Source organism: Homoserinibacter sp. YIM 151385 (assembly GCF_027912415.1).
In the GTDB taxonomy this organism is placed as follows: Bacteria; Actinomycetota; Actinomycetes; order Actinomycetales; family Microbacteriaceae; genus Schumannella.
This window is the reverse complement of record NZ_CP115175.1, coordinates 690,917-703,078: the sequence shown is the minus strand read 5'-3', so window position 1 is coordinate 703,078 and position 12,162 is coordinate 690,917. Positions and strand designations below refer to the sequence as shown.

Genomic DNA, 12,162 nt, shown 5'->3' with positions numbered 1-12,162 from the left:
CATGGCGATCGTCACCCGGGTGATCCCGTGCCTCGACGTCGCGGACGGCCGCGTCGTCAAGGGGATCAACTTCAAGGGCCTCCGCGATGCGGGGGATCCGGTCCAGCTCGCTCGACGCTACGCCGAGCAGGGGGCCGATGAGCTGACCTTCCTCGACGTGACGGCGACGGTGGATGCGCGCGAGACCACCTACGAGATGGTGGCCCGCACGGCCGAGCAGGTCTTCATCCCGCTCACGGTCGGCGGCGGCGTCCGCTCGCCGGAGGACGTGGCGCGGCTCCTCGCCTCGGGCGCCGACAAGATCGGCGTCAACAGCGCGGCGATCGCGCGCCCCGCCCTGCTCGGCGAGATCGCCGACCGCTTCGGCGCGCAGGTGCTGGTGCTGAGCCTCGACGTGCAGCGGAGCGAGCGGATGCCGAGCGGCTTCGTCGTGACGACCCACGGCGGTCGGACGGAGACGGATCTGGACGCGCTCGACTGGGCCCGCGAGGCGATCGAGCGCGGTGCGGGAGAGCTGCTCGTCAACTCGATCGACGCCGACGGCACGAAGGACGGCTTCGACCTGGAGCTCACGGCCGCGATGCGCGAGCTGAGCACGGTCCCCGTCATCGCGAGCGGCGGCGCGGGCGCCCTCGAGCACTTCGCCCCCGCGATCCGGGCGGGCGCGGACGCCGTGCTCGCCGCATCCGTGTTCCACGACGGCGAGCTCACGATCGGGCAGGTGAAGGCGGCGATCGCCGCGGAGGGGATCGAGGTGCGATGAGCTGGACGCACGACAGCGACACCGACGACGCGCCCGAGGCCGTCATCGCCCGAGTCGCCTGGAATCCGGACGGCCTGCTGCCCGCGATCGTGCAGGAGGAGTCGAGCCGCGACGTGCTCATGCTCGGCTACATGGACGCCGAGGCGCTGCGCCGCACGCTCACGGAGGGCCGCGTGACCTTCTGGTCGCGGAGCCGGCAGGAGTACTGGCGCAAGGGCGACACGAGCGGCCACCGGCAGTACGTGCGGGGCGCGGCCCTCGACTGCGACGGCGACGCGCTGCTCCTCACGGTGCACCAGCTCGGCCCCGCCTGCCACACCGGATCGCACGCCTGCTTCGACGAGGACCCGCTGCGCCCGGTGCTCGGCTCGCCCGAGGGGGATGCGGCGTCGTGACGCCGGGTCGGCTGAAGGGCCTGAGCCTGCTCGTCCTGCTGGCGCTGAGCGGGTCGGTGATGCTCGCGTGGTCGCAGCCGTGGTTCCTGCTGCGGCTCGCCGGTCAGGAGGTCGACGTCGACGGGCAGACGGCGGCGGGTGCGCTCGCCCCCCTGGCGCTGTCGGGCCTGCTCGTGGTGCCGGCGCTCGCGATCGCCGGGCCCGCGTTCCGCGTCGTGCTCGGGGTGCTGCAGGCGCTGCTCGGCGTCTGCATCGCGATCCAGGCGCAGGTGTCGCTGGGCGATCCTGTCGCCGCCTCCGCGGGACTCGTCGCGGAGCTGACGGGCGACGGCGGCGCGGACGCGGCCCGCCGCCTGACCGAGTCGGCCGCGCCCACACCATGGCCGCTCGTGGCCCTCGCCGCCGGGATCGCACTCGTGGCGGCGGGGTTCGCGGTCGCCGCGACCTCGCGCGCCTGGCCGAGCTCGGCGCGCCGCTACCAGCCGGTCCGCTTCGCGCCCGTCGACGGCGAGGCGCCCGAGGGCGTGCCCGTCGCGGAGGACGGGCCCGCTGCGCGCGCCGATCGCGCCTCCGAGGGCGTCCGCGACCGCCGGGAGAGCCGCGCGGTCGAGGACTGGGACGCGCTGAGCGGCGGCGACGATCCGACCGATCGCGACCGCTAGACTCGGTGGCGATGCCGCGCAAGCGGCACCGTCTTGAGAAGGAGCCCCAGTGTCCGAAGAGAACGACCCCGGCCACGGCCACTCGCCGGCGGCCTGGACGGCCGTGATCATCATGCTCGTCGCCTTCACGATCGGCACCTTCGCCTTCTGGTTCGCGATCGTCTGGCTCGTCTGGGCCTCCGTCGCGCTCATGGTGGCCGGCCTCCTCGCGGGCGTCGTGCTCGCGCGTCTGGGCTACGGGGTCCGCGGGCCGAAGTACACGCCGAAGGCGCACGCCTAGGTGACCGCCGACCTGCTCGCCGAGCTCGTCACGGGAGCGGTCGCGGATGCGGCGGAGCGCCGTGCCGCGCGTCCCCTCGCCGAGGTCGAGGCCGCCGCCGCCGCGCAGGCCCCCGCCCTCGACGCGCTCCAGGCGCTCGCGCCGGCCGATCGCGTCAAGCTCATCGCCGAGGTGAAGCGCGCGAGCCCCTCGCGCGGCGCCCTCGCCGAGATCCCCGAGCCCGCGAGCCTCGCGCTCTCGTACGAGGCGGGCGGCGCGAGCGCCATCAGCGTGCTCACGGAGCAGCGGCGCTTCCTCGGCTCGCTCGAGGATCTGGCGTCGGTCCGCTCGGCGGTCGGCATCCCGGTGCTCCGCAAGGACTTCATCGTCGAGCCCTACCAGGTGCTCGAGGCGCGCGCCGCGGGCGCCGACCTCGTCCTGCTCATCGTGTCGGCGCTCGAGCAGCCCCGTCTCGCCGAGCTGCACGAGCTCGTGCTCCAGCTCGGGATGACGCCGCTCGTGGAGGCGCACGACGCCGAGGAGGTGGCCCGCGCGGTCGACCTGGGGGCACAGCTCGTCGGCGTGAACGCCCGCGACCTCTCGACCTTCGAGCTCGACCGGGACCTGTTCGGCCGGCTCGCGGACCGCATCCCCTCGGGCGTCGTCCGGGTCGCGGAGTCGGCCGTGCTCTCGCCGGCGGACGTGCGCCACTATCGCGACGCGGGTGCCGACGTGGTGCTGGTGGGCGAGGCCCTCGTGACGGGCGAGGACCCGATCGCGACCATCGAGTCCTTCCTGGCGGCGTGATCATGGCCCTGCGCGACAACCCCGGTCCTTACTTCGGCGAGTTCGGCGGGCGCTTCATGCCCGAGTCGCTCATCGCCGCGATCGAGGAGCTCTCCGAGGCCTGGGAGGCGGCGAAGTCCGACCCGGCGTTCCAGTCGGAGCTCGCCGAGCTGCACCGCAGCTACACCGGCCGTCCCTCGATCATCACCGAGGTCCCGCGCTTCGCGGAGCACGCGGGCGGCGCCCGCATCATCCTCAAGCGCGAGGACCTCAACCACACCGGCAGCCACAAGATCAACAACGTGCTCGGGCAGGCGCTCCTCACGCGCCGCATCGGGAAGACGCGCGTCATCGCCGAGACGGGCGCAGGCCAGCACGGTGTCGCGACCGCGACGGCGGCGGCGCTCTTCGGGCTCGAGTGCACGATCTTCATGGGGGAGGTCGACACGCAGCGCCAGGCGCTCAACGTCGCCCGCATGCGGCTGCTCGGCGCCGAGGTCATCTCGGTGGCGACCGGCTCGCGCACGCTGAAGGACGCGATCAACGAGGCCTACCGCGAGTGGGTGACGAGCGTCGAGACGACGAACTACGTCTTCGGCACCGCGGCGGGCCCCCACCCGTTCCCCGCGATGGTCCGCGACCTGCAGAAGATCATCGGCGAGGAGGCTCGCGCGCAGGTGCTCGAGCTGACCGGTCGGCTCCCGGATGCGGTCATGGCCTGCGTGGGCGGCGGCAGCAACGCGATCGGCATCTTCCACGCCTTCCTCGACGACGCGGACGTGCGCCTCATCGGCCTCGAGGCGGCGGGCGACGGCGTCGACACGGAGCGGCACGCGGCATCGATCGAGCGCGGGCGTCCCGGGGTGCTCCACGGGGCCCGCAGCTACCTGCTGCAGGACGAGGACGGGCAGACCATCGAGTCGCACTCGATCTCGGCCGGGCTCGACTACCCCGGCGTCGGCCCGGAGCACGCGCATCTCGCCGACATCGGCCGGGCCGAGTACCTCCCCGCGACGGACGCCGAGGCGATGGAGGCCCTCCGCCTCCTCAGCCGCACCGAGGGCATCATCCCGGCGATCGAGTCGGCGCACGCCCTCGCGGGCGCCCTGCGCCTCGGCCGCGAGCTGGGCCCCGAGGCGACGATCCTCGTGAACCTCTCGGGTCGCGGGGACAAGGACATGGCGACGGCGGGCCGCTGGTTCGAGCTGCTCGACGAGGGGGCGGTGCAGGAGTGAGCGTCGCGCAGCGCATCGCCGAGCGGAAGGCGTCAGGGTCCGGTGCCCTCATCGGCTACCTCCCCGTCGGGTTCCCGGATCTCGACACGAGCGTCGACGCCGCGGTCGCCCTCGTGGAGAACGGGGTCGACGTCCTCGAGCTCGGCCTCCCGTACTCCGACCCGGTCATGGACGGCCTCGCGATCCAGCAGGCGACGCAGCATGCGCTCGCCGGCGGCTTCCGCACGCGCGACGTGTTCGCGGCGGTCGAGCGGATCCGCGCGCGCGTCGACGTGCCGGTCCTCGTCATGACGTACTGGAACCCGGTCGTGCAGTTCGGCGCGGAGCGCTTCGCCGCCTCGCTGCGGGATGCCGGCGGCGCGGGCCTCATCACGCCGGACATCACGCCCGACTCGGCGGGGGAGTGGCTCGCGGTGAGCGAGGCGCACGGCCTCGACCGGGTCTTCCTCGCGGCGCCGACCTCCTCCGACGCCCGCCTCGGCGAGGTCGTGTCGTCGAGCCGCGGCTTCGTCTACACCGTCTCGACCATGGGGATCACGGGCGCGCGGAGCGACGTCGACCGCGCGGCGCGCACGCTCGTCGAGCGGCTCCGCGCGGCCGGCGCGACCGGTCCCGACCGGATCGCCGCCTGCGTCGGCATCGGCATCTCGACGGGCGAGCAGGTCCGCGAGGTGCTCGGCTACGCCGACGGCGCGATCGTCGGCTCGGCGCTCGTCACCTCGCTCGCCGCCGACGGCGTCGCCGGCCTCGCGCGCACCGCCGCCGCCCTCGCGGCGGGGGCCGCCCCCGCCGCGCAGTAGACTCGCTCCGTCCCTCCCGCCTCCCCGAGGCGCAGAACGCCGAAAGGTTCTCCGTGGTCCTTCCGCTCAGCATCCCGAGCCCCGACCCCGCCTGGCAGGTCTTCAACCTCGGCCAGTGGCTCCGCGACATCGGCCTGACCTGGTTCGGCTTCGACCTCAACATCCACGCCTACGCCATCTGCATCCTGGCGGGCATCGTGGCGGCGATCCTCGTGGCGAACCACCGGCTGAGCTCGCGCGGTGCGGAGCCCTGGGTCATCCTCGACGTCGCGATCTGGGCGGTCGTGCTCGGCATCATCGGGGCGCGGGCGTACCACGTGCTGACGCACCCCGGCGACTTCTTCGGCGCCGGCATCGACCCCTGGAAGGTCGTGCGCATCTGGGAGGGCGGCAACGCCATCTTCGGCTCGCTCATCGGCGGCGCCGTCGGCGTCTGGATCGGCTGCCGGATGTCGGGGCTGCGCTTCTGGAGCGTCGCCGACGCGATCGCGCCCGGCCTCCTCCTCGCGCAGGCCATGGGCCGCCTCGGCAACTGGTTCAACCACGAGCTCTACGGCCTCCCCACCGACCTGCCGTGGGGCCTCGAGATCGAGTCGTCCAACGGCGCCTACCCCTCGGGCCTGCCGGAGGGCACGCTGTTCCACCCGACCTTCCTCTACGAGATGATCTGGAACCTCGTCGGCTTCGCGATCCTCATGGCCGCGACGTACCGCCTGCGGCTGCAGTGGGGCAAGGTCCTCGGCCTCTACCTCGTCTGGTACGGCCTCGGCCGCAGCTGGTTCGAGTCGATCCGCATCGATCCCAGCGAGCTCTACCTCGGGATCCGCTCGAATGTCTGGGCCGCCGTCATCGCGCTCGTGCTCGGCATCGTGATCCTCATCGTGCAGTCCCGCCGCCACCCGGGCCTCGAGCCGAGCCCGTACGTGCCGGGGCGCGAGTGGACGCCCGATGCTGGGGTAGACTCCGACGACACCTACTCGGACGACGAGGACGACGATTCCGTCGACGAGGGCGATGACGCCGCCGCCGAGTCCGAGGAGCCCGCCACAAGCGGCGCATCCACCACCCGCTAGTCCGCGCACCACCGCGGTCGCGCGAAACCCGCGGGATTCCGGCCCGCCCACCTGCGTGGGAGAATCGGGCTCATCCCTCCCTGTCTGTTGGGCCGCCGACGTCCCATCACCTGCACCATCGTGAGGACGGTTCCCATGGCTGCCAGCACGCCCCAGCACGGCCCCTTCCAGCGCTTCAGCGCGATCCCGGCGGCGGCGGGTCTCTACGACCCCGCCAACGAGAAGGACGCCTGCGGCCTGGCCATGGTCGCGACCCTGCGCGGCACGGCCGGCCACGACATCATCGACGCGGCGCTCGACGCGCTCCGCCACCTCGAGCACCGCGGCGCGGTCGGCTCGGATGCGGGCACGGGCGACGGCGCGGGCATCGTCACCCAGATGCCGGACGAGTTCCTCCGCGCCGTCGTGCCCTTCGAGCTCCCCGGCCCCGGCGAGTACGCGGCCGGCATGGCCTTCCTCCCGACCGAGGAGGCCGAGCGCACGGAGCTCAAGGCCGGGATCGAGGGGATCGCGCGCGAGCACGGCCTCGAGGTCCTCGGCTGGCGCGAGGTGCCGACCGACCCTGAGCACCTCGGCACGCTCGCCCGCAAGGCGGCGCCCGTGTTCGAGCAGCTGTTCCTCGCGGGCGCCCACCCCGGCGAGCACGGTCGCGCCCTGAGCGGCATCGAGCTCGACCGCCGCACCTTCTTCGTGCGCAAGCGCGCCGAGCGCGAGCTCGGCGCCTACCTGCCCTCCCTCTCGGCGCGCACCATCGTCTACAAGGGCATGGTCACGACGCTCCAGCTCGAGCCCTTCTACCCGGACCTCAGCGACGAGCGCTTCGCCTCGAAGCTCGCGCTCGTCCACTCGCGCTACTCGACGAACACCTTCCCGTCCTGGCCGCTCGCGCAGCCGTTCCGGATGATGGCCCACAACGGCGAGATCAACACCGTGAAGGGCAACCGCAACTGGATGCGCGCCCGCCAGAGCCAGCTCGAGTCCGAGCTGCTGGGCGACCTCCAGCCGGTGCTCCCCATCGTCACGCCCGGCGCGAGCGACTCGGCCTCCTTCGACGAGACCCTCGAGCTGCTGACGCTCGCGGGCCGCTCGCTCCCGCACGCGATGCTCATGATGGTGCCCGAGGCCTGGGAGAACCAGGCCGACATGGACCCGACGCGCCGCGCCTTCTACGAGTTCCACTCCATGCTCATGGAGCCCTGGGACGGCCCGGCGGCGCTCGTCTTCACGGACGGCACGCACGTCGGCGCGACGCTCGACCGGAACGGCCTCCGCCCCGGCCGGTTCATCGTCACCGACGACGGCCTCATCGTCCTCGCGAGCGAGATCGGGGTCCTCGACTTCCCGGCCGACCGGATCGTCCGCAAGGGGCGCCTGCGTCCCGGCAAGATGCTGCTCGTCGACACCGCCGAGGGCCGCATCATCGAGGACGACGAGCTGAAGTCGGAGCTCGCCCACCAGGAGCCGTGGCAGGAGTGGCTCGACGAGGGCCGCATCCACCTCAAGGACCTCCCCGAGCGCGAGCACGTCGTGCACACGCCCGCCTCGGTCGTGCGCCGCCAGCGCGCCTTCGGATACACCGAGGAGGAGGTGCGGATCCTCATCCACCCCATGGCGCAGAAGGGCGCCGAGCCCCTCGGCGCGATGGGCTCCGACACCCCGATCGCGGTGCTCAGCGAGCGCCCGCGCCTGCTCTTCGACTACTTCACGCAGCAGTTCGCGCAGGTCACGAACCCGCCGCTCGACTCGATCCGCGAGGAGGTCGTCACCTCGATGTCCTCCGGGCTGGGACCGGAGCGCAACCTCCTCGCCGCCGGCCCCGAGCACGCGAAGCAGATCGTGCTCGACTTCCCGGTGATCGACAACGACCAGCTCGCGAAGGTGCACCACTTCGAGACCCGCTCGGGCCGGCGCCCGACGCGCGTGATCCGCGGGCTGTACCGCGTGGGCGACGGCCAGAAGGCGATGGAGCGGCGGCTCGCGGCGATGTGCCGGGAGGCCGACGAGGCGATCGAGGCGGGGGCGCAGTTTCTCGTGCTCAGCGACCGCGACGGCAACGCCGACCTCGCGCCGATCCCCTCGCTCCTCATGCTCGCGGCGGTGCACCACCACCTCATCCGCCAGGAGACCCGCATGAAGGTGGGGCTCATCGTGGAGGCGGGCGATGTCCGCGAGGTGCACCACGTGGCGCTCCTCATCGGCTACGGCGCGAGCGCGATCAACCCGTACCTCGCGATGGAGACCGCCGAGCAGCTGGTCCGCAGCGGCATGCTCTCGAGCGTCAGCCCCGAGCAGGCGGTCAAGAACCTCATCAAGGCGCTCGGCAAGGGCGTCCTGAAGATCATGTCCAAGATGGGCATCTCGGTCGTGAGCTCCTACGCGGGCGCGCAGACCTTCGAGGCGGTTGGCCTCTCCCAGGAGTTCGTCGACCAGTACTTCACAGGCACGGCGAGCCTCCTCGGCGGGGTCGGCATCGACGTGATCGCGGCCGAGAACGCGGCTCGCCACGCCTCCGCCTACCCGGAGGACGGCGCCGTCGTCGCGCACGAGCGCCTCCAGACGGGCGGCGAGTACCAGTGGCGCCGCGAGGGGCCGCCGCACCTCTTCAACCCCGACACGGTGTTCCGCCTCCAGCACGCGACGCGCGCCCGCCGCTACGACATCTTCCGCGACTACACGAAGCGCATCGACGACCAGGCGGAGGCGCTCATGACGCTCCGCGGGCTCTTCGCCTTCAAGACGGAGGGGCGGGAGGCGGTCCCGATCGACGAGGTGGAGTCCGTCGCCGACATCGTGAAGCGCTTCAACACCGGCGCGATGAGCTACGGCTCGATCTCGAAGGAGGCGCACGAGACCCTCGCGATCGCGATGAACCGGCTCGGCGCCCGCTCGAACACGGGCGAGGGCGGCGAGGACGTCGAGCGCCTGCTCGACCCCGAGCGGCGCAGCGCGATCAAGCAGGTCGCCTCCGGCCGCTTCGGCGTCACGAGCATGTACCTGACGCACGCGACCGACATCCAGATCAAGATGGCGCAGGGCGCGAAGCCCGGCGAGGGCGGCCAGCTCATGGCCCAGAAGGTGTACCCGTGGGTCGCCCGCACGCGCCACTCGACGGCGGGCGTCGGCCTCATCTCGCCGCCGCCGCACCACGACATCTACTCCATCGAGGACCTCAAGCAGCTCATCTTCGACGTCAAGCGGGCGAACCCGGCCGCGCGCGTCCACGTGAAGCTCGTGTCCCAGTCGGGCATCGGCGCGGTCGCCGCCGGCGTGACGAAGGCCCTCGCGGATGTCGTGCTCGTCTCCGGCCACGACGGCGGCACGGGCGCGAGCCCGCTCAACTCGCTCAAGCACGCGGGCACCCCGTGGGAGATCGGCCTGGCCGAGACCCAGCAGACGCTCATGCTCAACGGGATGCGGGACCGCGTCGTCGTGCAGGTCGACGGCCAGATGAAGACGGGTCGCGACGTCGTGATCGCGGCGCTGCTCGGCGCCGAGGAGTACGGCTTCGCGACGGCGCCGCTCGTCGTCGAGGGCTGCATCCTCATGCGCGTCTGCCACCTCGACACCTGCCCCGTCGGCGTCGCGACGCAGAACCCGGAGCTCCGCGCCCGCTTCACGGGCAAGCCCGAGTTCGTCGTCAACTTCTTCGAGTTCCTCGCCCAGGAGGTGCGCGAGTACCTCGCGGCGCTCGGCTTCCGCTCCCTCGACGAGGCGATCGGGCGCAGCGAGCTGCTCGACGTGGACCGCGCGATCGAGCACTGGAAGGCCGACGGCCTCGACCTCACCCCGGTGCTGGTCGGCCCGGAGTTCGCCGAGGACGAGCCGCGCATCAACCGCCGCGAGCAGGACCACGAGCTCGACGAGCACTTCGACCGCGAGCTCATCGCCCGCAGCGCCCCGGCGCTCGCGAGCCGGGAGCACGTCGCGATCGAGCTGCCCGTGCAGAACACGGAGCGCGCGGTCGGCACGATGCTCGGGCACGAGGTCACGAAGCGCCACGGCGAGCACGGCCTCCCCGACGGCACGATCGAGATCTCGCTGCACGGCTCGGCGGGGCAGTCGCTCGGCGCGTTCCTGCCGAACGGCATCACGATCCGTCTCGAGGGCGACAGCAACGACTACGTCGGCAAGGGCCTCTCGGGAGGCACGATCGTCGTGCGCCCGCCGCAGGGGTCCGTCTTCCCGGCGGAGCGGAACGTGATCGCCGGCAACGTCATCGGCTACGGCGCGACGCAGGGCTCCATGTTCCTGCGCGGCTGGGTCGGCGAGCGCTTCCTCGTCCGCAACTCGGGGGCCACGGCGGTCGTCGAGGGCGTGGGCGACCATGCGCTCGAGTACATGACGGGCGGCCTCGCGGTCATCCTCGGCGGCACGGGCCGGAACCTCGGCGCCGGCATGTCGGGCGGCACGGCCTACGTGCACGACCTCAAGCCGGAGCGCGTCAACCGCGACGCGATCGCCTCGGGCGATCTGCAGCTCCTCCCGCTCGAGAGCGCCGACGCGGAGATCCTCGTCGACCTCCTCGAGCGCCACCTCGCCGAGACCGGCTCCGCGCTCGCGGAGCGGATGCTCGCCGACATCGACCAGACGGTCGCGACGTTCGTGAAGGTCCTGCCTCGCGACTACGCCGCCGTGCTCAAGACCCGTCAGGATGCGCTCGACGCGGGGGAGGACCCCGACGGCGACGCCACCTGGCGCAAGATCCTGGAGGTGACGGTCAAGAATGGCTGACCCCAAGGGCTTCCTCACGACGCAGGAGCGCGAGCTCCCCGCCCGTCGTCCCGTCGCGCTCCGGCTCATGGACTGGAAAGAGGTCTACGAGCAGGGGGATGCGACCCAGCTGCGCCGGCAGGCGGGGCGCTGCATGGACTGCGGTGTGCCGTTCTGCCACCAGGGCTGCCCGCTCGGGAACCTCATCCCCGAGTGGAACGACCTCATGTGGCGCGGCGAGGGCCGGCAGGCGATCGAGCGCCTCCACGCGACGAACAACTTCCCGGAGTTCACCGGGCGGCTGTGCCCCGCGCCCTGCGAGTCCAGCTGCGTGCTCGGCATCAACCAGCCGCCCGTGACGATCAAGCAGGTCGAGGTCTCGATCATCGACCAGGCCTTCTCGAACGGCTGGGTGACCCCGCAGCCGCCGGAGCGCCTCACCGGCAAGACGGTCGCCGTCGTCGGCTCGGGCCCCGCCGGCCTCGCGGCGGCGCAGCAGCTCACGCGCGCCGGCCACACGGTCGCCGTCTACGAGCGCGACGACCGCATCGGCGGACTGCTGCGCTACGGCATCCCCGACTTCAAGATGGAGAAGCGTCAGATCGAGATGCGCCTCCAGCAGATGCAGGCGGAGGGCACCCGGTTCCGGGCGGGCGTCGAGATCGGCCGCGATCTCAGCTGGGACGAGCTGCGCCGCCGCTTCGACGCGGTCGTCGTCGCGACCGGCTCGACCGTGCCGCGCGAGCTGTCGATCCCGGGCCGCGACCTCCTCGGCGTCCATGTCGCGATGGACTACCTCGTGCAGCAGAACAAGGTCGTCGCGGGGGATGTCGTGCCCGAGCAGATCGAGGCCGAGGGCAAGCACGTCGTCGTCATCGGCGGCGGCGACACGGGCGCCGACTGCATCGGCACGGCGCACCGTCAGGGCGCGCTGAGCGTCACGAACCTCGCGATCGGCAAGCAGCCGCCGCTCGAGCGCCCCGACGCCCAGCCCTGGCCGATGATGCCGACCGTCTTCGAGGTGTCGAGCGCGCACGAGGAGGGCGGCGAGCGCATGTTCCTCGCCTCCACCGTCGAGTTCCTCGCGAACGAGGCCGGCGAGGTCCGCGCCCTCCGCGTCGCGGAGACCGAGTTCGTCGACGGCCGCCGCGTGCCGAAGTCGGGCACCGAGCGCGAGATCCCCGCGGACCTCGTGCTCATCGCGATGGGCTTCACCGGCCCCGAGACGGACACGATCGTGCCGCAGCTCGGCGTCCCGCTCGACGAGCGCGCGAACGTCGCCCGCGGGCAGGACTACCAGACCAGCGAGCCGGGCGTCTTCGTCGCGGGCGACGCGGGCCGCGGCCAGTCCCTCATCGTCTGGGCGATCGCGGAGGGTCGGGCGGCCGCCGCCGAGGTCGACCGCTTCCTCCAGGGCGATACCCTCCTCCCGGCGCCCGTGCGCCCCACCGACCGACCGATCGCCGTCTGAGCGAGCCG

The 12,162-nt window shown here is 72.5% G+C and carries 10 protein-coding genes; all 10 read left to right on the top strand.

The genetic code is table 11. The features are described from left to right. Window position 1 precedes the first annotated feature (1 nt). Complete coding sequence (gene hisF, locus OF852_RS03365) at window positions 2-763, top strand: imidazole glycerol phosphate synthase subunit HisF (protein ID WP_271120402.1); 762 nt, start codon at window positions 2-4, stop codon at window positions 761-763. Continuing rightward, entirely contained in the window at window positions 760-1,158 is a 399-nt protein-coding gene (hisI, locus tag OF852_RS03360) for a phosphoribosyl-AMP cyclohydrolase (RefSeq protein WP_271120401.1), read from the top strand. Before hisF ends, hisI begins: the two co-directional genes overlap by 4 nt. Beyond that, window positions 1,155-1,820 carry a Trp biosynthesis-associated membrane protein gene (locus OF852_RS03355; RefSeq protein WP_271120400.1) on the top strand — a complete coding sequence of 222 codons (666 nt, stop codon included), beginning with the start codon at window positions 1,155-1,157 and terminating at the stop codon, window positions 1,818-1,820. Before hisI ends, OF852_RS03355 begins: the two co-directional genes overlap by 4 nt. A gap of 49 nt (window positions 1,821-1,869) precedes the next feature. Continuing rightward, the gene (locus OF852_RS03350; protein ID WP_271120399.1) at window positions 1,870-2,100 is read left to right on the top strand and encodes a DUF6704 family protein; all 231 of its coding nucleotides are present in this window, start codon (window positions 1,870-1,872) and stop codon (window positions 2,098-2,100) included. Between the two features lie 12 nt (window positions 2,101-2,112). After that, window positions 2,113-2,886: an indole-3-glycerol phosphate synthase TrpC gene (trpC, locus tag OF852_RS03345; protein ID WP_271121101.1), complete on the top strand. Its 774-nt coding sequence runs from the start codon at window positions 2,113-2,115 to the stop codon at window positions 2,884-2,886. Between the two features lie 2 nt (window positions 2,887-2,888). Further along, a complete protein-coding gene (gene trpB / locus OF852_RS03340; protein ID WP_271121100.1) occupies window positions 2,889-4,100 on the top strand; it encodes a tryptophan synthase subunit beta in 1,212 nt (403 codons plus the stop codon). Next, window positions 4,097-4,900, top strand: a complete 804-nt coding sequence (trpA, locus tag OF852_RS03335; protein WP_271120398.1) for a tryptophan synthase subunit alpha — start codon at window positions 4,097-4,099, stop codon at window positions 4,898-4,900. Before trpB ends, trpA begins: the two co-directional genes overlap by 4 nt. Window positions 4,901-4,953: 53 nt before the next feature. Beyond that, window positions 4,954-5,973: a prolipoprotein diacylglyceryl transferase gene (lgt, locus tag OF852_RS03330; protein WP_271120397.1), complete on the top strand. Its 1,020-nt coding sequence runs from the start codon at window positions 4,954-4,956 to the stop codon at window positions 5,971-5,973. Window positions 5,974-6,108: 135 nt separating this feature from the next. Next, on the top strand, window positions 6,109-10,704 hold the full coding sequence (gene gltB / locus OF852_RS03325; RefSeq protein WP_442908642.1) for a glutamate synthase large subunit: 4,596 nt from the start codon (window positions 6,109-6,111) through the stop codon (window positions 10,702-10,704). Further along, entirely contained in the window at window positions 10,697-12,154 is a 1,458-nt protein-coding gene (locus OF852_RS03320; protein WP_271120396.1) for a glutamate synthase subunit beta, read from the top strand. The genes gltB and OF852_RS03320 overlap by 8 nt, the downstream gene beginning before the upstream one ends. Window positions 12,155-12,162: the final 8 nt, after the last annotated feature.